Below are 20972 nucleotides of genomic sequence, written 5' to 3' on the forward strand. Positions count from 1 at the left end.
TCTCCAGACCTCCGCCAAGTGCCTTACGCCAAACCCAGACATGGTTTCTGCATCGTCACCTAGCAGAGAGAAAGACCATGTCTTTGTACAATAAACATATCCTTCCCCGAATTGTCGATTGTGGCTGTGGTGGTCGCGCCTTTGAAGGGCAACGCAAACGCATCGTTCCCAAGGCGCAAGGCGTCGTTTTGGATTTGGGCATCGGCACGGGGCTGAACATTCCGCTTTATGATGCGGGCCGCGTCACCAAACTCATTGGATTGGACCCCTGCCAGAGCAGCCTGGAGATGGCACGGAAACTGGCTGATCAGTCAAACATTCCAGTCGAACTGGTTCAGGGCTTCGGCGAGGATATACCACTTGCAGATGGCTGCATCGACACAGTGGTGCTGACCTATACGCTTTGCACGGTTCAGGATGTTTCAGCGGTGTTGAACGAGGTGCGGCGTGTGCTGCGTGCCGATGGCGAGGTGCTGTTTTGTGAGCATGTCAGCGCGCCGACGCCCTGGATTTCCCGCGTTCAGGATATCGTTCAACGGCCCTGGGCCGTGCTGCTTGGGGGGTGTCAGTTGAACCGCCGCGCGGCCACCGCATTGCGCTGCGCGAAGTTTTGTGTCGATGCAGACACCTTCAAGCTGGGCGGCGTCCCGTTTCCAATTGCATGGCAAACAACCGGACAGGCGCGGCCCCTGAAACGCGGCGAGCGCCCTGACCGCTGCGCGACCGGTCCCGATCTTCATCTGTCTATCTAATCCCCTAACCGGAGTGAGTTTCATGACTATGCATATATCAGCCGATTACTTCCCCTGCATCGATCGCGGGACCGGAGCACCCATATTGTTCGTCCACGGCGCGGCCTGCGATCACCGGATCTGGGTGCCTCACATACAGGACCTTTCGCAGCGGCACAGATGCATCGCGCCGACTCTACGGTGGTTCGGACGATCCCAATGGCCGGCGACCACGCTGGAGTTCAGCGAGAAAACCCATGCAGGTGATCTTGCCACCATTATTGAAGGTCTTGATTGCGGCCCGGTCTTTGTTGTGGGCTGGTCCTATGGCGCAAATGTTGCCCTGCGCCTGAGCGTCGACAGGCCTGACCTGATCACGGGTGTTGCGGCTTATGAGCCCAGCTCAACAAGCCTTGTCAGCGAACCCCTGGATATAGCAATGCATCAATTGAGCATGCAGGAAACCTTTTTTCCCGTCACAGAGGCTGCCGCAGCGGGCGACGGGACCGGAGTGTTGAAGGCCTTTATCGGTGCTGTGGGCGGGTCTGGCACATTCGGGAAACTCCCGCCGGACCTGCGCCAGATCTGTTTGGACAATGCGCATACGCTGATCCCCTTGCTCAGCGCCAAGCAGCGCTTTGCTTCGGTGACAGCTGCTGAACTTGAAACGCTGGCGATGCCGGTTCACGTGGCGTGGGGTGAACAGTCAGGGGATCTCTGGACAATCCCAAGCAAGGCCGCCGCCCGTCTCACGCACGTGCACGGTCATGCAATACACGGAGCCGATCACATCTGGCCAGCAAAAGACCCAATGGCGTTCCTGCGCTGGCTGGACGGGGTGCTTCATCTGGGTTCCAAAACTGAGCCTGTTTGCCCAGAAACACTCGGGTTGGACGTTCCAATTGGAAGCAGCACCCTTTGATAGGCTTTGTTGCGCAAATGCAGTGAGGGATTCACTGTTTGAATTCAGAGGGCTAGCTGCTCGGCATGAGCAGTTGGTCCCCTACGAAGTACAAGACCAGGAACTGGCTTTCGTACAACACGGCGTTGAAGCAGCGCGGTTCACTATCGATCTGGTTTGATCCTGAGATGCCTTGGCATGTGCGTCCGACAGGCAAGCGCGGTCGTCAGCCTGAGTTCAGCGATGCTGCAATCCAAGTTTGCCTCACGATGAAGGTGCTTTTTGGCATGCCTCTTCGGCAGACGACTGGGTTCGTCGAAAGCCTGTTGCGGCTGGCCGGGCTTGACTGGAAAGTCCCAGATTTCAGCACTCTGTGTCGCCGACAGAAGACGTTGAATGTCTCCATCCCTTACCGCGGAGGGGCGGGGCCGCTTCATCTGCTGATCGATGCGATAGGGATCAAAGCCGAGGGTGAAGGCGAGTGGAACGCACGCAAGCATGGCGGGAGCAAGAAACGCCTGTGACGCTAGCTTCACCTCGGTATTGACGAGCAAACACTGGAAATCCGCGCAGTCGGCGTCACGACCAGCAATGTCGGCGATGCCCCTATGCTGCCTGACCTTCTGGAACAGATCCCACCCGACCAAGAGATTGCCACCGTCACTGCTGATGGCGCCTATGATACTCGAAGATGTCACAATGTGATCGCCGCTCGGGGAGCCACCGCCATCATCCCTCCGCGCAAAAACGCCCAATCCTGGAAGCCAACCACGGCGGGTGCCATCGCGCGAAACGAAGCCGTGAGAGCCTGCAAATGTCTTGGCCGGGCACTCTGGCGAAACCTGACCGGATATCACCGCCGGAGCCGCGCAGAGACAAAGATGCACTGCGTGAAATTACTCGGCCAAGGCCTCATGGCGAAGGACTTCGACCGGCAGGTCGCAGAGCTTCAGGTCCGGATCGCTGTGCTCAAACGCTACATCGCTCGTGGTATACCCGTCATTGAGCCCGTAGGATAAGTCCGACCAGGGAAAGAGGTTCTCCCTTCAAACACAGATTTGTGCAACAAAGTCGATCTGCACCATTTTTTATCTTTTCGAAAACCTTGTCGTACATATGCGCTTCTTAAATTACGTAGCGGTTGACCCTATTCCCTTCTAATCTGCAAACAGGAAGCCGAAACCAAAGACAGAAATCCCAAGTAGCATTGCCCCGACTTTAACGGGCTCTGCAAAGAAAATGGCAAAATCTCATGTCGATAAGCGTCGCTCTTAGCCACCGCACAACCTATGAATATGACCGGCCCGTCACTCTGGCCCCGCATGTGGTTCGGTTGCGCCCGGCGCCACACAGCCGCACCCCGATCAAAAGCTACAGTCTGCGGATCGAACCCGAGGAGCATTTTCTGAACTGGCAGCAGGACGCCTATGCCAACTGGCACGCGCGTCTGGTCTTTCCTAAACCGGCGCGCAAGTTTTCGGTCACGGTGGACCTTGTGGCGGACATGGTGGCGATCAACCCGTTCGACTTTTTCCTTGAGGAAGACTGTCAGGACGTACCCTTTGACTACACGCCCGAGCAGAAAAAGGATCTGCGGCCCTATCTGAAAAAGGTAGGGCGCGGCAAGAGGTTCAAGGATTTCGCCGCCGAGATCCCCGAGCAGAAAGGGACCACGAATGATTGGCTGGTGGCAGTAAACGGCTTTCTGGCCAACCGGATTGACTATACCATTCGGCTGGAACCTGGCGTGCAAAGCCCCTCGACCACTATTCGCAAGGCTCTCGGATCGTGTCGTGACAGCGCCTGGCTGATGGTCGCTCTATTACGCGAGTTTGGCTATGCGGCGCGATTTGTATCGGGCTACCTGATCCAGCTGACCGCCGATCAAAAACCGATCGAAGGCCCGGCAGGACCCGAGGATGACTTCACCGACCTGCATGCCTGGTGCGAGGTCTACCTGCCCGGCGCGGGCTGGGTGGGGATGGACCCGACCTCGGGGCTCTTTGCGGGCGAAGGACATATCCCGCTGGCCGCCACACCCGAGCCCAGCTCGGCTGCGGCGATCACCGGGGCGCATGGTTTTGCCGAGGTGACCTTCAGCTTTGAGATGTCGGTTAAACGCATTGATGAACCCCCGCGCGTCACCCGTCCCCTGACCCCCGAGCAATGGGCCGAGATCGACCGCGCCGGACAGGCGGTCGAGGACAAGATACAGGCCCAGGACATGCGCCTGACGATGGGCGGCGAGCCTACCTTTGTCTCGGCCATTGACCGCGATGGCGAGGAATGGACGACCGAGGCCGTCGGCCCCACCAAACGCACCTATGCCGATCAGCTGATACGCCGCTTGCGTGACCGGTTTGCCCCGCATGGGGTGCTGCATCACGGGCAGGGCAAATGGTATCCGGGTGAGCCGCTGCCCCGCTGGGCCTATTCCCTGATCTGGCGGGGCGACGGGCTACCTATGTGGTCGGATGCGGATCTTCTGGCGCGCGAAAACACCGGGCATTCGACCCACGAAACCGCCGAAGTATTCTCGGAAAAACTGGTCGCAGCGCTGGAGTTGGGAGAGGACGCGCTGGCCCATCCGGTTTTCGAAGACCCGATGCACTTCATGGGCAAAGAGGCGATGTTGCCCGACAACGTGACAGTTGAGGACAGCCAGTTGGACGACCCACAGGAACGTGCGCGTCTGGTGCGGATGATGAACAATGGGCTGACCAACCCGGTCAGCTATGTGATCCCGATTCAGCTGGCACAGGCAAAAGCCAGCGCCCGGCGCCGGTTCCGCTGGGCCTCGGATATCTGGGGCACGCGGCGCGACAAGCTATTCCTATTGCCCGGCGATAGCGCAGCGGGCTATCGCCTGCCGCTGAATTCGCTGACCAAAAGCGAAGAATTCAAACAGTATTTCCGCGACACGATGCTGCGCCGCAAACGCGCGCTGCCGCCACGCAAGTTGCTTCGGCGTGGAGAAGAGCCGGAAACCGAATACGAGACCGAAGAATTCTGGACCACGCCGTTTTACGGGCCCGGATATGGTCCGGGCACCGGCACGACCCAACCGCCACCGGTCAAGCACATCCGCCAGCGGCGCAAGAACGCAGCCCCCGGCCCGGCGCAGGATCAGGGCGAAGAGGTCTGGCTGCGCGACATCGAAAGCTCGGATGACTGGCTGACCGGTGAATACAGCTATTGGGTCGAGGGCACGCCCGTCCGCACCGCTATGGTGGTCGAGCCACGCGATGGCATTCTGCATGTGTTCATGCCACCCACGGGCTCGTCCGACGAATATCTCGATCTGGTCGAAGCCGTCGAGGAAACCGCCGCCGAGATGCAGCTGCCCGTGCGGATCGAAGGTTACGAACCCCCGCGCGACGGCAATTTCAATGTGATCCGCGTGACCCCCGACCCGGGTGTGATCGAGGTGAACATTCACCCCGCAACCGGCTGGCAGGGCCTCAAGGAAATCAACGAGGCGCTCTATGAAGAGGCGCGCCAATGCGGGCTGGACAGTTTCACCTTCATGGTTGACGGACGGCTGACCGGCTCGGGCGGCGGCAACCATATCGTTGTGGGCGGAGCCACTCCCGCCGACAGCCCCTTCCTGCGGCGGCCCGATCTGGTTGGCTCGATCGTCCGGTATTGGCAGCGGCACCCGTCGCTCTCTTACCTGTTCTCGGGCACGTTCATCGGCCCCACCAGTCAGGCCCCCCGCTTTGACGAGGGTCTACCCGACAAGGTCTATGAGATGGAGATCGCGCTGAGCGAGCTCAGCCGGATGCAAAGCAGCGGTCAGGCCTTCCCGTGGCTGGCCGACCGCATCCTGCGCCATCTGTTGACCGACCTGACCGGCAACACCCACCGCGCCGAGATTTGCATCGACAAGATGTATTCGCCTGATGGTCCCACCGGGCGGCTGGGTCTGGTCGAGTTCCGCGGCTTCGAGATGCCGCCGCACTGGCAGATGAGCATGGCGCAATCGCTGGTGATGCGCGCCCTGCTGGCGTGGTTCTGGGACACACCCTATACCGAACCGCTGATTCACTGGGGCAGTGACTTGCACGATAAGTTCCTGCTGCCCCATTATTGCCGCGCTGATTTCGATCAGGTCCTGTCAGACCTCAGTCAGGCGCACGGGTTCCCCTTCCGCTCCGACTGGTACGATGCGCAATACGAGATGCGGTTTGGCGAAGTCGGGCATACACAGGTCGAGGGCCTGAAACTGACCCTGGGCAACGGCATCGAACCCTGGCTGGTGCTGGGCGAAGAAGCCACGGGCGGCGGCACCTCGCGCTATGTGGACAGCTCGCTGGAAAGGGTCGAGCTGAAGGTTGAGGGCATTCTGGGGGATCGCTTCGTGATCACCTGCAATCAGGTCGAGATACCATTGCAGAAGGTTGGCCCCGATACCTATGTGGCCGGTATCAGGTTCCGCAGCTGGCAGCCCTGGTCGTCGCTGCACCCAACGATCCCGGCCCATGCGCCGCTGGTGTTTGACGTCTATGACCGGGTCGCCGGGCGCTCGGTCGGCGGGCTTAAATACCTGGTGGCGCATGAGGGCGGGCGCGCTCATGAAACGCGCCCGGTCAACGATCTGGAGGCCGAAGGCCGTCGCCGCGTGCGGTTCCAGCAAGGCCAGCACACGCCGTTCCGCTTCGATCCTGTGAAACCTCGGGACAACCTTTGGAACAAGGCAACGCTTGATCTGAGGTTTGTCTGACCGGATCTCTTGCAGAGACCCTCGGCTTCACGATGATCTGTGCCCGGGTTTGACGAGCTGTCGGATTTGTAGGATCAAACCAAGGTGCAACATGCCCGCCAGAGTTTGCGACACGCCCGCAGCGGGGGACAGGCGCTTGGCTTTGGTGATCGACCGGTGACACTTTCTGAAGAACATTCGCAATAACGTCTCGGCACCGCAAAACTCGGGTGATAGAAGCCACTAGACTGAGGGACGGCGTCCGGCCGTGAGAGTGAATACAAGAGAATGTCGATGACCTATTGCGTCGCAATAAAAACAAACGCCGGAATGGTGTTCCTGTCCGATACCCGCACCAATGCGGGCGTGGATAACATCTCGAAATACAAGAAGATGTTCACTTGGGAGGTTCCGGGAAATCGGGTGATCACCATGATGACCTCGGGCAATCTGTCCATCACGCAGGCGGTGATTAGCCTCTTGCAGGAAAACATCGACAACCCGCAGGATGGAATCGACACGATTCTGAACGCTGATTCCCTTTTTCGCGTGGCCGAGATTGTGGGCGACGCAATGCGCGTGATTCAGAACCGATATGGCGCAAATATCTCTCAGATGGGGGAAAGCACAGTTTCTTCTATCATTGTGGGCGGGCAACGTGCGGGCGGCGATATGCGCTTGTTTCAAGTCTATTCCGCAGGCAATTTCATCGAAGCAGGCCTGGACACCCCTTATTTTCAGAACGGAGAGCATAAATATGGCAAGCCCATTCTGGACCGGGTGATCGGCGTCGATACGCCGTTGAATTTCTGTGTCACGGCTGCTTTGCTCTCGATGGATTCGACGCTACGCTCAAACCTGTCGGTGGGAATGCCGCTGGACCTGTCGGTGATTGTCAGGGACGAGCTGCAGTTTTCTCAAAACCGCCGGATTGAGGAGCATGACCAGAATTATCTGGCGCTCTCTGACGCTTGGTCGAACGCGTTGCGCAATGCGTTCAGTGACATGTTCCAGTACACGGTCTAGGCGGACGTGGCCCTTATTACGCCACTCTGTTTGACGTAGGCACCAATGGCGGGATTCGTCGCGAACCCTGGTGTCGATCGAATGGCTTTGTCGCAAACTTTGGCCGGCATATTGCGCCTTGATGTGGTTTGATCCTACTGGTGGTTTCGCGTTGGCGATGGTGCCAGCTTTCGCGCTGTCCGGCAAAAGCACGGGCATTATCCCAGGCCCCGATCTCGTGCACCGGCGACCAGTGGCAAAACTCGACTGCGCTGGAACGCAGAGGCGGCTGGGCGTATAGGCGTAGGCGTTCAGAAACCGTGTGCCTTTGTCCGCCAGCCGGTCGATATTGGGTGTCTGAACAATCGGGTCCCCATAGCACCCCGGATGCTTGCGGTTGTGCTCGTTGGCCATGATTACAATGAGGTTTTGGGGGTCCATATGTGTTTCGCAAACGACGGGCGCTGCGTCCTCAAAAAGGTTATGGAAAACCGGGTCCAGTACGATGCGAATCTTCTCTTCCGCCGAATGATGCTTGCGCGCCTTGCGGCGGATATCTTTGAAGACCCATTCGACCGTCGGCTTATCGGTTCCAGCTTTCCGTCTCATCTTCACTCATTGACGGTTCAGATGAGCCACAAACCTTCCGTTATGCAAATCCCCTAATCAGGACCACAGGTGCTGATGTCAGACAGCACGCGCTCAATGCACCTGCGCGGGCCTCCGCGATCCATGCAAATCGTGTTTCATGGAATAGGTGGCTTTGTCGCTGACCCGCGCTCAACCAAAGAGTATCCTATCGACTGGGCGCAGTTATCCTGCGATGGCTATGACCTGCGCGAAGCCATCAAGCGTCGCTGCTGCTGACGTGAAAAATTACCGACGCGCGAATCGCTTGATAAGCCGAGGCAAACCGGTCTGCGCTGTATTCCCGGGAGAGCTTCGGCCCCCGCGCTATTCTTTGAGGTTTCTCTCTGGCATATGGTTCCATCCGGTGGTCTTTTGACCACTGCTCCGACCCGGCTGGCATAGCGCAATCGGAATGCGGCCTTTGAGCTTGCCAGCGTGACCGCCTGTTTCGCGCTTTTTTCTACATCAAAACCAATCTGCACGAGCGAATTGACTCCCGCAGGTTGACTGACATGTTAGTGAGTGGTTAACTTTTGAACGCAGTATCCCAAAGCGCAGAGAGGAGCGGTTTTGCCCGGCAGTTTCGGAGTTTCGGTGGCCTTGACCACGCCATTCTCTGAGTCCGGGGAGATCCTACCTGCGACCCTCGCCGCACATGCCAAATCCGTTCTGGCCGCGGGCGCCTCCAGTGTCACGCTATTCGGGACAACCGGAGAAGGCGCGTCGATTGGGTCAGACGAGCGGCGTATTGGCTTGACCGCGTTGCTGTCGGCGCAGTGCCCGGCAGAAAAGATCATCCTCGGCGTTTGCGCCAACGCCCTTGCGGATGCGCAGGCCCAGGTCGCTGCGGGGCTGGCCCATGGTGTGACACGCTACCTTGTGCTACCGCCGTTCTATTTTAAGGGGGCCAGCGATCAGGCGCTCTTCGACTGGTATGTTGCGTTGATCGCGCATACCGACCCGACGACGCAGCTCATTCTGTACCATATCCCTCAGATCACGCACGTGCCGCTGTCCGTGGACCTGGTGGCCCGCCTGGCGGCTCATGCACCGGACAGAGTGATCGGCGTGAAGGACAGTTCCGGGGATTGGCAGCATGCACAGGCGTTGATTGCCGCCCGTTCGCTTCCGGTGCTTGTGGGTGACGAAAGGCTATTGCATCGGGCGGTGGACCTTGGCGGCGCGGGATGCATCAGCGGCGTGGCCAATCTCTATCCTGAGCGTTTGGCGCGCGTGGTGCAGACGGCTGCAGAGGACCCCGAGATTACGAATTTGGTGGACCGCATCGTCTCTGTGCCGGTGATCCCCGGACTGAAAGCCTTGCTTGCGGAGCAAACGGGTGATCCGCTGTGGGAGCGCGTGCGTCTGCCGCTGGAGCGATTGAGCCAGGACGAGCGGACGCGGCTGTTTTCAGACTTGGAGAGGGCGTGACATGACTACCTCCTCCGCCAGATTGCGAGACCATGCCTATTCGAGCTTTACGGATATGCTTCTGGCGCGTGACATCCAACCAGGGCAGTTTGTGTCACAAAGAGAACTCGTTCAACTGACAGGCTTCCCGCTTGGAGCCATACGCGAGATGATCCCGAGGTTGGAGGCCGACGGCCTGATCCGGACCTCTCCACAGCGCGGGCTGCAGGTGTTGTCGATCGATCTGGATCTGATCCGCAACGCGTTCCAACTGCGCCAGATCATTGAGGGCGAGGCTTTTGGCCATTTCTGCGGCCATGCAAGCGACGCCGATCTGCAACGCATCCATGACGAGCACACCGCCATTCGTGCCGAGGCTGTGCAAGGCGTCACCCCTGATCTGCTGGAGCGCGCACAGCATATGGACTGGGCGTTTCACGACCATGTGGTCGATCACATGGGCAACCAGATCATTTCGGACATTCATCGTGTAAACGCGATCAAGATTCGCCTGATCCGCAATGCGGACACGCGGATGTTGCCTGACCATGTCATCTGGGTCATGGACATGCACTTGTCGGTGATCTGTGCACTCTTGGCCCGCGATAAGGCGGCCACGCTCGAAGCGATCCGTGCTCATATCGAAAGCTCAAGGCAGCGCGCTTTGGGGATCTGAAAATTCAACGGAAGAAATCCAAAAAGTCCATCGGAGGAGAAAATTGATGAAGACGTTATTGAAGACAAGCGGGCTGGCGCTGGCTGCGGCTTTGATCGCAACGCCTGTACTGGCCGACAAGATCACCCTGCGCATGTCCACGCCCGCCTCGGAATCTGACCAGCGCTCGGTCGCTCTGGCCGAGGTCTTTGCGCCCGCAGTGGCCGAGTTCGCCACATATGAACCGCATTATAACGCCTCGCTGATCAAGCAGAATTCTGAGCTGGAGGCCATCGCCTCGGGCGATCTGGAAATGTCCATCGCCTCGGCGCAGGAACTGGCGCAGTACTTCCCCGAGTTTTCGATCTTTGCCACCGGCTATGTGCATCAGGACGCCGCGCATCAGGTGGCGGTGTTCAACGACGCGCTGATGGATCCTTTCAAGGCAACCGTCGAGGACGAGCTGGGCATTAAGCTGTTGAGCGTGATGTATCTGGGCCGCCGCCACGTGAATCTGCGCCAATGCCCCGATGAGCTGAATGTGCAGACGCCCGCGGACCTGGCAGGCGTGAACTTGCGGATGCCCGGCACGGATGCATGGCAGTTCCTTGGCAAGGCGCTTGGTGCGAACCCCACACCGATGGCCTTCACCGAGGTCTATACGGCGCTGCAGACCGGCTCGGTCGACGGGCAGGACAACCCGCTGCCAACGGTTGTGGATGCCAAATTCTACGAGGTGACCTGCCAGATCGCGCTGACCTCGCATCTGGTGGACCTCAACTATGTGGCGTTTTCCAAGGCCATCTGGGATGAGCTGAGTCCAGAGCAGCAGGCCACGGTACAGGCCGCCGCCGATGCAGCCGCCGAATCCGGCCGCCAGAAGCAGCTTGAGAAAGAGGAAAGCCTGGCTGCGTTCCTCACCGAGAATGGGCTGACCATCTATGAGCCAGATCTGACAGCCTTCCGCGAGCATGTACAGTCGCAATATGTCGGCTCTGAATTTGCGGAATCCTGGCCGGACGGCGTGTTGGAAAAGATTAACGCGCTCGGCAACTAAGTGACAACAGGGGCGGCCCGCCGGGCCGCCTCATCCCCAAGGAATCTGGGACATGACGGCAGTTTGGACAGTCCTGCGCCGCGGTGCGGAGTATTTCGTTGGCGCACTCATGGCGCTGATGTTCCTGACCTTCATCCTGCAGGTCACCATCCGCTACACCGCACGTCTGCAATGGATCGGCGAGGCGGTGCCTTTGCTGGAGCCCAGCCGCTACGGCTGGACGCTCGAATTCTGCCTGGTCCTTTGGCTCTGGATCATTTTTGTGGGCTGCGCGCTGGTGGTGCGCGATCGAGACCACGTGACCTTTGACATCCTCTACAACTCTGTCAGCCCGCAGATGCGCCGCTGGTTCCTGATCATCGGGGCGGTGGTGATCGCAGTCGGAATGGCTTTGTCCATTGAACCCACGTGGAGCAAATTCCACATCCTGCGCCTGAAGAAAACCGCGACCCTGTCGCAAATGGTCGGCGGTTGGATCAGGATGCGCGACATATATTCGGTTTACATGCTGTTCCTGGTGGTGGTTTCGCTGCGTTACGCGCTGACGGCCTGGCGGGCGTTCAGGGACCCGCGAGACCCTGCCGCACACCACCTGCAAGGGGTGGACGGGTGAGCGTCGCGTTCCTTTTGTGCATCGGCACGATTTTTTTCATCGCCGGGATCGGGATGCCGATTGCCTATGCGATCCTGATTTCATCGCTGGTGTATCTCGCCGCGTCGGGCGGTGACATCGGCCTCGCTGGCAAGGTGTTGATGGATGGGCTCTATAGCAGCTTTATCCTGCTGGCGGTGCCCCTTTTCATTGTGGCCGCCAACATCATGAACGCGGGTACCATCAGCGACCGCCTGCTGGGGTTCTGCGTCGCGCTGGTGGGGCGGTTCCGGGGCGGGCTGGGGCATGTGAACGTGGTGGCATCCCTGATCTTTTCGGGCATGTCGGGGTCTGCCGTCGCAGACGCCGCAGGTATTGGCAAGATCATCATCGAAATGATGACCAAATCGGGCCACTATACCCGTGGCTACGCCGCCGCCATCACCGCCGCATCCGCCACCATCGGCCCGATCATCCCGCCGTCTATCCCCATGGTGCTTTATGCGCTCGTCTCGAACACCTCGATCGGCTACCTGTTCCTGGGTGGCATTGTGCCGGGCCTATTCATGGGTCTGGTCCTGATGGGCATGAACTTCTGGCTGTCCCATCGCCGGGGGTTCGCGCTGGAAGAGCCCGTGCCGCTCGCCGAACTGCCCCGCCGCACAATCACCGCTTTCCCAGCGCTGCTGATGCCCGCGATCCTGCTATATGGCATTTACGGAGGCGTCACGACGCCTACCGAGGCCGCGGCGGTGGCTGCCTTCTACGCGCTGGTGCTGGCGGCGTTTTTTTATCGTGCACTGAGCTTTCGGGCGCTGGCGGACATTCTGGTGGAAAGCGCCCGGTCGTCGGCTGCGGTGGGGCTGGTGATCGGCGGCGCGCTGATCCTGAACTACGTGGTCGCGTCCGAGAATATCCCCAACATGCTCGCGGCGCAGCTTGTGGGGCTGGATGTCCACCCGCTGGTGTTCTTTCTGGCCGTAAACCTTCTGCTCTTGGCTTTAGGCTGCCTTTTGGACGCCACCACGATCATTCTTGTGATCATTCCGCTTTTCCTTCCAGCCTGCCGCGAGCTTGGCATTGACCTGGTGCATTTCGGTGTTGTGGTGGTTGTGAACTGCATGATCGGGTTGATCACGCCACCATATGGGATCTTGCTGTTTGTCATCAACGCAGTGACTCGGATCCCCCTGGGTGAAATCATCCGCGAAATCTGGCTGTTTCTGGCGGTCCTCATCCTCGCGCTGGTTGCGCTGATCCTGTTTCCCGGCATCGTGCTGTGGCTGCCATCGGTCTTTGGCTACGCCGGGTGAGCCGCACAACTGTCATATGCGCCGGGCTCGTGACGGTCGACGTGCTGTATTTTGTCGATGGTCCACTGATTGAGGGCAAAAAGCAGCGCGCACATCAGGCGCAGATGTTCGCAGGCGGCGGCGCCCTGAACGCAGCAGTCGCTGTAGCCGCGCTGGGAGGTCATGCCATCCTGGCCGGTGCAATCGGCGACGATGTTTTCGGAAGCTTTATCCGGCAAGAGCTTGCGCAGCTGGGCATCGACGATTCTCTGCTCGTCACAGTGCCGGGGATTGCTTCGGCGCATTCGGCCATTCTCGTCAGCGCGGCGGGCGAGCGCACCATTGCAAATTTTCGGGACGACCACCTGTTTTTGGACCCACCGCCGCAGAACCTCTGTTTCGACGCAGTTCTAGTCGACACACGCTGGCGTGCAGCTGCTGCCGAATTGCTCCCTGCGGCTCGCGCGGTGGGCAAACCCGGGGTGGTGGATGCCGAGGCGCCCTTGGCCGGTGTCGAAGACCTCTTGCCGCTGGCCTCACATGTGGCCTTTTCAGAACAGGGGCTCAAAGACTTTACCGGTGTTTCAGGTCCAGACGGTCTGGAAACCGCATCACGTCGCTTGCAAACCTGGACCTGCGTCACGCGCGGCCCGCGTTCGGTTCTTTATCACGATGGGGAACGGCTGGACGAGAGCCCGGTTGTGTCCGTTGTCGCCAAAAATACACTAGGCGCGGGAGACGTTTGGCATGGTGCTTTTGCCTTGGGTCTGGGGGAGGGTCTAGCCGTCACCGACGCAATGCGAAAGGCGAGTGCAGCCGCCGGCCAGAGTGTTCAGCGGACCGGCTCGCTATGCGCAAGGCCATTGCGAGGAGAGCAATAAGGTGCGCTCGCTGTAACGAGGCCCTCCGACGAGAAAGCCAGCTGTGCGCTGCACGTCGGGACACATCAAAGAGCGGACCTTCGCATGGCAAAGTAAAACGCAGAATGCAGTTTGGTTCGAAATCCTGGAAAGGCATGCCCGCAATCCCTCTCTACCATAGACATCCCCTAGGGAAGGGTTAAGCGGCTTCAGGTGATTGAGACGGTCCAGCTTTGATCGGCTGGAGTTCGGCCTTCAAGTACGTTGTGATAGGCATCAATCGCCGCATCCGCCCCCTGAGCATGGTTCAGAGATAGCCAGGCCGCGCTGCGCTGGCATGCCTCTTGCCAGAACGCGCCTGAACGGCGTTCGAACTCACCGGCCCCCCATTCCTCGCGGCGCTTGGCCATATGGCCGGGGGCAAAGAACATCTCGCTGCGTTCCTTGATGTAGTGATCGCCCATACCCGCTTCGGTATAGTGTGTCAGCCCAACATGGCTGGTGAACATCATCGCATCGTCCAGAGCCTTATGCAGGCCTCCGATCACCTTGCCTGAGCTGGACATGTCGATGATCAGCGTCTTCTGATCCGGCGAGAAGCGCTCCTCGATCTCGTCATAGACGATCACGTCATCATACAGGCCCAGCCCCTTTACTTTGTCCTTGTTCCCGGACGAGGTCAGGCCCACGACCTTGGGCGAATTCGGGTCCATCTTGAACGCATAGGCGGTACCAATTCCTGTCTTGGACGAGGCCGAGACGATCAGAACCTGATCGGCACCGAACCAGTCGTTGGCCAGGGCGAAGTCGTAAAGACAGTAGGAGGTCGCATAGAGCGGCCATAGAACCACGCGCATGTCATCGGTTGATGGATCGTCCTTGGGATCGTTCGAAAGCCGTAGATAGCGGTTGTAAACCGCCGCGAGCTTTGAGCGGTGTTCGGAGCTGTCAAAAAACTGGCCATCCCGGATCGGGTCCGGGTGCAGGATTGCGTGGCTTGCCATGGGCCAATAGCCATAAATCCGCTCGCCGGGAACAATGCCTTCAACCGTGCTTGTCTTGACTAGACCAATCCCCCAAACCGGAATGACACCCCAGTCGGCGTCTGCGGTTGGATAGAACTTCCAATAGCCCATCCTGTCTCCAACGACGCCGTAGGTTACGTTGTTGGCGGTCAGGCCAAAGCGCACAATCCTGACCAGAATTTGACCATCTTGCAGATCGCCGATTAGTGTTTCAGTTCTGCGCATCTCCGAAAGCTCCGACTTGCGAACTTCGAGTCTCGTGACTGCAGCCATGGGCTCCTCCCGTTTGTGCTTAACCTAACCCGTCGGACTGTGGGCGTACAAAGGACGCCGCGTCAGGAGGGATCAGGAGAATCGGTCATTGCCCAGGCAGAAATACCTTGATGGAGTGGTTACCCTGCGCGCCTGCTGAATCCCATGCTATACAAGCCTGGTGATGGGCCCGATCGCTCGCAGCCAGGAACGGGGTTGATACATGCCGAGTCTGAACCGTCTAATGCGTCGAGCAGAGGCGCGGCTGCGAATTGGGCATTTCCGCGAAGCTGCTGATCTTTATCGGGATATCCTATCCCGGGAGCTTCCCGCACAAGACGCCGCTATTGTGCACACCGCATTGGGAAGTGTGTCCAAGCTGCAGGGCCAGTTGCCGGTTGCAGTAGAGAGCTACCAGCAGGCGTTATCGCTTTGCCCCGATGACATCACATCGCGATACAACCTTGCCGTAACTCTTCAGGCGATGGGGGAAAATGAAGCTGCAGAAACCCAGTATAAGTCCGTGCTGAAGCGGAACCCGGATCACATCCAATCATGGAACAATCTGGGCAATCTCAAGCAGCTACAGAACCAATGGCGCGAGGCGCTGGACTGTTACGACTTGGCGCTGCGCCGTCAGTCGGGATATCACGGCGCCCTGACCAATAAGGCCAACACGTTCCGCCGCATGGGGCGACACGAAGAAGCGCTGGAGATTTTGTACCGGGCGCTTGAACAAGCGCCGCAATCAGCCGAAACATGTTTGTCATTGGCTATAGTCCTGCGGGATTTGGGTCGACTTGATCTGGCGCGAGATCACTACCTGCACGCGCATACCCTGGCGCCTGACAGCGACAGAATCCTATTGCAGACCCTCGTCCATCTGGCGCGCCTGTGCGATTGGGACGGAATGGACCGGCTGGATTCCCGCCTGATGACGCTGGGGTTAAAGAACGAGGCCGTACCCCCATTTGGAGCCTTGAGTTTGGAGGATCACCCGGAACGGCAAAAACAACGATCCGAAAACCATGTGCGGCAGACCATCGGCTTGCCCGCACCCGCCCTGTCCACCCGCCAGACCCGCCCTGACGAAAAACTGCGCATCGGGTATGTTTCCGCGGATTATTACGACCACGCAACCATGCATTTGCTGGCGGGTACGTTGGCCGCACACGACAAATCCCGTTTCACACTATTTGCCTATTCCATCGGAGAAAACGGTGACGCGATGCGTGACCAAGTCATTGAGAATTTTACGGGCTTTCATGACATTTGCGACTTGTCCGATGCCGACGCCGTTACGCTGGCTCGCCGCGACAGGCTGGATATCGCTGTCGACCTGATGGGCTATAGCCGAAACAATCGGGCCGCGCTGTTCTCCCATCGCCTTGCCCCGGTCCAGATTGCCTGGCTCGGGTATCCCGGTTCCACCGGAGCGCCGTATATCGACTATGCAATTGCCGATGACACGGTGTTGCCGCCCGACCGGCATGGAACATTTTCCGAGGCCATAATCTCATTGCCGCATTGCTACATGCCCGGTGATCGGAACCGTCCAATTTCGGACCACCCGCAAACCCGGACCGAGGCAGGTCTGCCGGAAGATGCGTTTGTGTTCAGTTGTTTCAACAACAGCTACAAGATCTGTCCACGCGTTTTCTCGATATGGATGCGATTGCTGTCCCGCGTGCCCGGCAGCGTGTTGTGGCTGTTGCGGGAGAACCCCTGGGCCGAGCACAATCTCCGCGCTGCGGCTGGGGCAAATGGTGTGGATGATACGCGGCTGGTGTTTGCGGACAGGATGCCAAACCCACAGCATCTGGCCCGGCACCGTCTGGCGGATCTGTTCCTGGATACATTGGCCTATAACGCGCATACGACAGCGGTCGATGCGCTCTGGGCCGGGTTGCCGGTGCTGACGCGCGCGGGCGATCAGTTCGCCGCGCGGGTCGCCGCCAGTTTGCTGACAGCCACAGGCCTGCCGGAGATGGTCACCACATCCGATAGGGACTATGAAACTGCCGCTTTGGCACTGGCCCTTAATCCTGACAAGCTGGGCGAAATCTCGGGCCGGCTGGCGGCGAACCGGCTGACCTGCCCGCTTTTCGATACGGTGACCCATACTCGAAATATCGAAGAGGCGTACAAACAGGCCCATGCGCGGCATGCCGCAGGGCAGGCGGCCAAGTCGTTTCGCGTTTCCGCCGCTCTGCCCCGCATGAGTACCAAGAGCGAAGATCCTCAATGAGCCTCGGCTTCTTGGTACAATACTTGCTTTGCTGCCGATGCAGTGGCGCTTGTCACTCCTGCTCGAGCTCAACGGGCAGATACAGGTCTCCGCCTTTCTGGAACTTGGCCGCCATAGCTGCCATTCCCTCTTTCTGCGCCTCATCACGAATATCGTGACTGATCCGCATCGAGCAGAATTTCGGCCCGCACATGGAACAGAAATGCGCCACCTTATGCGCCTGTTTGGGCAGGGTCTGGTCGTGGAAGTCCCGCGCTGTATCCGGGTCGAGCGACAGGTTGAACTGATCCTCCCAGCGGAACTCAAACCGGGCGCGGCTTAGCGCGTCGTCGCGGCGTTGCGCCCCCGGAAGCCCTTTGGCCAGATCGGCGGCATGGGCGGCGATCTTATAGGTGATCACGCCGGTTTTGACGTCGTCCCGATCCGGCAGGCCCAAATGTTCCTTGGGCGTCACATAGCACAGCATCGCACAGCCGAACCAGCCGATCATCGCCGCGCCGATACCACTGGTGATATGGTCATAGCCGGGCGCGATATCGGTGGTCAGGGGGCCAAGCGTATAGAAGGGTGCCTCGTGGCAGCACTCCAATTGCTTGTCTATGTTCTCCTTGATCTTGTGCATAGCCACATGGCCCGGACCTTCGATCATCACCTGACAATCTTTGGCCCAGGCGATCCTGGTCAACTCGCCCAGCGTCTCCATCTCGGCAAACTGCGCCTCGTCATTGGCGTCGGCGATTGATCCGGGACGCAGGCCGTCCCCGAGGCTGAACGAGACGTCATAGGCTCGGCAGATGTCACAGATTTCGTCAAAATGCTCGTAGAGGAAGCTTTCCTTGTGGTGATGCAGACACCACTTGGCCATGATCGACCCCCCGCGTGAGACGATGCCGGTCACCCGGTTCACCGTCATCGGCACCATGTGCAGGCGCACGCCGGCATGGATGGTGAAGTAGTCGACGCCTTGCTCGGCCTGTTCGATCAGCGTGTCCCGGAACACCTCCCAGGTCAGGTCCTCGGCAATGCCATTCACCTTTTCCAGCGCTTGGTAGAGCGGCACCGTGCCGATGGGGACGGGGCTGTTGCGGATGATCCATTCGCGGGTGTTGTGGATGTTGCGCCCGGTGGACAGATCCATGACCGTGTCGGCACCCCAGCGTATCGCCCAGACCATCTTGTCCACTTCCTCTTCCATCGAAGAGGTCACAGCCGAGGTTCCCATATTCGCATTGATCTTGACCAGGAAATTGCGCCCAATGATCATCGGCTCGCTTTCCGGGTGGTTGATATTGGCGGGGATGATGGCGCGGCCCGCGGCGACTTCATCCCGCACGAATTCCGGGGTCACATAGTCGGGGATGTTGGCTCCCCAGTCATTGCCGTCACGCTGCCCCGCCACGGCATCTCGCAGTTGGTTTTCACGGATGGCGATGAACTCCATCTCGGGTGTAACGACCCCCGCGCGGGCATAGGCCAGTTGCGTCACAGCCTTGCCGTCCTTGGCACGCAAAGGGCGTGGGCGCACCGGAAACTCGGGTGTCAGCCGGTCACCTTCGACAAAACCGTTATCCTCGGGCTTGACCTCGCGCCCTTCGTATTCCTCAACATCGCCGCGCGCTTCGATCCATGTGCGGCGCAGCGGGGCAAGGCCCTGCTTAATGTCGGTCAGAATGTCGGGATCAGTGTAGGGCCCCGAGCTGTCATAGACGGGCAGGGGCGGCTCACCAGCTGTCGGATGAACCGAGATTTCACGCATCGGGACGCGCACATCCGGGTGTAACTTACCATCCACATATATCTTGCGCGATGCGGGCAATTCGCCCGTGGTGATTTTAGGATTGGGGACGTTCATGTTGGTGCTCCTCAAGCGGTTCAACTCAAAAAGACACCAGATGAGTTGTGGCTTGGGGAAACGAAGGGGCCAAAGCCCCTGTTCGGAAAGCGCCCGCCGAATTCGTAGCCTGCGCGCCCTAGCTTCCTACGCCAGTATCAACTGGGTCAGGTTCAAAGGGTCGCGTCGCCGGGCAATGCCCCGTCAGCCTCTCAGTCCCCTTGGTGGGACTCCCCTGCGTGAGAAAGCGGTAGCGCAGATTGCAGGGTAAGACAACGCTAGCATGCCATTCTGATGTAATATTCTCGTCGCAATGATCCCGGTCGCAACTGCCGCCCGCGCACAATAAGGCAGGGCATTTTCTGCTTTCGTGAATGTGGCTTTGCGATGCACCCAACGGAACTTGCGTTGCCAAGACGTTCTGATAGTGCGTTGCGACTCCGCCCCTCGGGGCCGTTCCGCAATCGAAATCAGGACATCTCCACGCAATCCCCCATCCCGAGCTTTTCGCACTCACTCAAGAGCCTTTCCGCCATTCTGACCACGGCCGAGCAGCAGTGCGCCGACCGCGACATTGATCCGAACGCAATGCTGGGCGCATGGCTTTTTCCGGATATGGCGAATTTCACGCGCAACGTTCAGATGGCCTGCGATGCGGCCAAAATCCCATCGGCGCGGCTGTCCCAGACCGAAAATCCGGTGCACGAGGATACCGAGACCACCTTTGCCGAATTGCGGGGGCGGATTGACCGGGCTCTAGACTTCGTCGCGGCGATCCCAGAGAACGCGTTTGAAGGCGCGGAAACACGCGAAATCGTCCCCCCGCTGTTAAGTACGATTGAGGTCATTTGAGCGCTCGCCTTCTCGGAAATTGTGGTCGGCATCAGATCAAAATACCTCAACAACATCGTCGAGCAGGATCATCGTTTTATCAGACGGCGCACGAGGCGGCCGAAAAACCGGCAGCCCGGATCGCACCTAGATGGTTGCCGTCAGTCTGACAGCCTGATCTATGGCCCGGCGGGTGTCGAGTTCGGCGGCAACATCCGCGCCTCCGATCAGATGTGTCTTCCGCTCCACGGTGTCGGCGAGATCCCGGTTTGAGTCCTGTCCGGCGCAAATGACGATAAATGACGATATTGTCGACCTCCAAAAGCAGAGGCTCGCCGTTGACCGTCACGTGCAAACCCGTGTCGTCGATTTTCACGTATTCGCAGCCACCGATCATCTTCACGCCACCGCGTTGCATCTGCGTCCGGTGTATCCAGCCGGTGGTTTTGCTCAGACCCTTACCCACCTAGCTTGTTTTGCGCTGAAGCAAAAAGATGTCTCGGGCCGGGGCAGGAATGTCCGGTGTGCCGGTCATGCCGCCGCGCGACCGCCCGCTCAGGTCGATCTCCATTAGCGCGCGAACTGGTTCGGGTTCAGGCTGGCTCAGGGACCGCTATGGACAAGATACTCCGAGACATCGAAACCGATACCACCTGCTCGGATCACGGCAACTTTCCCGCCGACCAGAACCGTGTTCGCCAGAATGTCGATGTAGCTCAGCACCTTTGGGTGGTCGATCCCAGTAATGTCGGGAATACGCGGGTGCCCCCTGGTGGCGGTGATGAGACTCCCCAACTGAACGGGTCCACCGTTATGTTCAGAAAACGGAGGACTACGAATGGCAAACAAGAGGCCGAAGCCCGAAGAGATTGTCTCGGAGTTACGGCAGGTTGAAGTTCTGATGGGGCAAGGGATGTCCCGTCTTGATGCGATCAGGCAGATCGGCGTTT

17 protein-coding genes, 2 pseudogenes and 1 riboswitch are annotated in these 20972 nt (G+C 59.1%); of the genes and pseudogenes, 15 read left to right on the top strand and 4 right to left on the bottom strand.

Annotation, left to right across the window (positions count from 1 at the left end; translation table 11 throughout):
• The first annotated feature begins 77 nt into the window (after positions 1 to 77).
• From Q5Y75_RS17575 to Q5Y75_RS17595, 5 genes and pseudogenes are all read left to right on the top strand, one after another.
• Complete coding sequence (locus Q5Y75_RS17575; protein WP_306199846.1) at positions 78 to 752, top strand: class I SAM-dependent methyltransferase; 675 nt, start codon at positions 78 to 80, stop codon at positions 750 to 752.
• Between the two features lie 22 nt (positions 753 to 774).
• Positions 775 to 1653 (top strand): alpha/beta fold hydrolase, encoded by an 879-nt coding sequence (locus tag Q5Y75_RS17580; protein WP_306199849.1) that lies wholly within the window; start codon positions 775 to 777, stop codon positions 1651 to 1653.
• A gap of 65 nt (positions 1654 to 1718) precedes the next feature.
• Positions 1719 to 2651: pseudogene (locus Q5Y75_RS17585) on the top strand (IS5 family transposase).
• A gap of 233 nt (positions 2652 to 2884) precedes the next feature.
• Positions 2885 to 6355: a transglutaminase family protein gene (locus tag Q5Y75_RS17590; protein WP_306199852.1), complete on the top strand. Its 3471-nt coding sequence runs from the start codon at positions 2885 to 2887 to the stop codon at positions 6353 to 6355.
• A 273-nt stretch (positions 6356 to 6628) separates the two neighbouring features.
• Positions 6629 to 7360, top strand: coding sequence for a proteasome-type protease (locus tag Q5Y75_RS17595; RefSeq protein WP_306199855.1), 732 nt, complete (start codon positions 6629 to 6631; stop codon positions 7358 to 7360).
• A 219-nt stretch (positions 7361 to 7579) separates the two neighbouring features.
• Here the strand turns inward: Q5Y75_RS17595 and Q5Y75_RS28550 are convergent.
• A pseudogene (locus Q5Y75_RS28550) lies at positions 7580 to 7780 on the bottom strand (sulfatase-like hydrolase/transferase); the annotation flags it as partial.
• Between the two features lie 243 nt (positions 7781 to 8023).
• On the opposite strand from Q5Y75_RS28550, the gene Q5Y75_RS17600 reads away from it, so the two are divergent.
• The 7 genes from Q5Y75_RS17600 to Q5Y75_RS17630 all read left to right on the top strand — a co-directional run bounded on the left by Q5Y75_RS17600 (position 8024) and on the right by Q5Y75_RS17630 (position 13856).
• Positions 8024 to 8206 carry a hypothetical protein gene (locus Q5Y75_RS17600; protein WP_306199859.1) on the top strand — a complete coding sequence of 61 codons (183 nt, stop codon included), beginning with the start codon at positions 8024 to 8026 and terminating at the stop codon, positions 8204 to 8206.
• A 357-nt stretch (positions 8207 to 8563) separates the two neighbouring features.
• Complete coding sequence (locus Q5Y75_RS17605) at positions 8564 to 9400, top strand: dihydrodipicolinate synthase family protein (protein ID WP_306199863.1); 837 nt, start codon at positions 8564 to 8566, stop codon at positions 9398 to 9400.
• A 1-nt stretch (position 9401) separates the two neighbouring features.
• Complete coding sequence (locus Q5Y75_RS17610) at positions 9402 to 10055, top strand: GntR family transcriptional regulator (protein WP_306199865.1); 654 nt, start codon at positions 9402 to 9404, stop codon at positions 10053 to 10055.
• Between the two features lie 46 nt (positions 10056 to 10101).
• On the top strand, positions 10102 to 11091 hold the full coding sequence (dctP, locus tag Q5Y75_RS17615; RefSeq protein WP_306199867.1) for a TRAP transporter substrate-binding protein DctP: 990 nt from the start codon (positions 10102 to 10104) through the stop codon (positions 11089 to 11091).
• A gap of 52 nt (positions 11092 to 11143) precedes the next feature.
• Positions 11144 to 11704, top strand: a complete 561-nt coding sequence (locus tag Q5Y75_RS17620; RefSeq protein WP_306199870.1) for a TRAP transporter small permease — start codon at positions 11144 to 11146, stop codon at positions 11702 to 11704.
• The gene (locus tag Q5Y75_RS17625) at positions 11701 to 12996 is read left to right on the top strand and encodes a TRAP transporter large permease (RefSeq protein WP_306199873.1); all 1296 of its coding nucleotides are present in this window, start codon (positions 11701 to 11703) and stop codon (positions 12994 to 12996) included. The genes Q5Y75_RS17620 and Q5Y75_RS17625 overlap by 4 nt, the downstream gene beginning before the upstream one ends.
• Entirely contained in the window at positions 12993 to 13856 is an 864-nt protein-coding gene (locus Q5Y75_RS17630; RefSeq protein WP_306199876.1) for a PfkB family carbohydrate kinase, read from the top strand. The genes Q5Y75_RS17625 and Q5Y75_RS17630 overlap by 4 nt, the downstream gene beginning before the upstream one ends.
• A 188-nt stretch (positions 13857 to 14044) precedes the next feature.
• On the opposite strand, the gene Q5Y75_RS17635 is transcribed toward Q5Y75_RS17630, so the two are convergent.
• Complete coding sequence (locus Q5Y75_RS17635; RefSeq protein ID WP_306199879.1) at positions 14045 to 15133, bottom strand: DUF2855 family protein; 1089 nt, start codon at positions 15131 to 15133, stop codon at positions 14045 to 14047.
• Between the two features lie 223 nt (positions 15134 to 15356).
• Between Q5Y75_RS17635 and Q5Y75_RS17640 the strand changes: the two genes are divergently transcribed.
• Positions 15357 to 17360 (top strand): O-linked N-acetylglucosamine transferase, SPINDLY family protein, encoded by a 2004-nt coding sequence (locus tag Q5Y75_RS17640; RefSeq protein ID WP_306199904.1) that lies wholly within the window; start codon positions 15357 to 15359, stop codon positions 17358 to 17360.
• A gap of 52 nt (positions 17361 to 17412) precedes the next feature.
• Here Q5Y75_RS17640 and thiC read toward each other — a convergent pair whose 3' ends face one another.
• Positions 17413 to 19212: a phosphomethylpyrimidine synthase ThiC gene (gene thiC, locus Q5Y75_RS17645; protein ID WP_306199882.1), complete on the bottom strand. Its 1800-nt coding sequence runs from the start codon at positions 19210 to 19212 to the stop codon at positions 17413 to 17415.
• Between the two features lie 106 nt (positions 19213 to 19318).
• A riboswitch (TPP riboswitch) is annotated at positions 19319 to 19438 on the bottom strand.
• A gap of 140 nt (positions 19439 to 19578) precedes the next feature.
• Here thiC and Q5Y75_RS17650 point away from each other — a divergent pair.
• The gene (locus Q5Y75_RS17650; protein ID WP_306199885.1) at positions 19579 to 20043 is read left to right on the top strand and encodes a DUF1993 family protein; all 465 of its coding nucleotides are present in this window, start codon (positions 19579 to 19581) and stop codon (positions 20041 to 20043) included.
• A gap of 21 nt (positions 20044 to 20064) precedes the next feature.
• Entirely contained in the window at positions 20065 to 20295 is a 231-nt protein-coding gene (locus Q5Y75_RS17655) for a hypothetical protein (protein ID WP_306199888.1), read from the top strand.
• A 330-nt stretch (positions 20296 to 20625) separates the two neighbouring features.
• Here the strand turns inward: Q5Y75_RS17655 and Q5Y75_RS17660 are convergent, their stop codons facing one another.
• Positions 20626 to 20817, bottom strand: a complete 192-nt coding sequence (locus tag Q5Y75_RS17660) for a hypothetical protein (RefSeq protein WP_306199890.1) — start codon at positions 20815 to 20817, stop codon at positions 20626 to 20628.
• Positions 20818 to 20972: the final 155 nt, after the last annotated feature.

The sequence above is a fragment of the Ruegeria discodermiae genome (genome assembly GCF_030758345.1).
Lineage (GTDB): Bacteria > Pseudomonadota > Alphaproteobacteria > Rhodobacterales > Rhodobacteraceae > Ruegeria_C.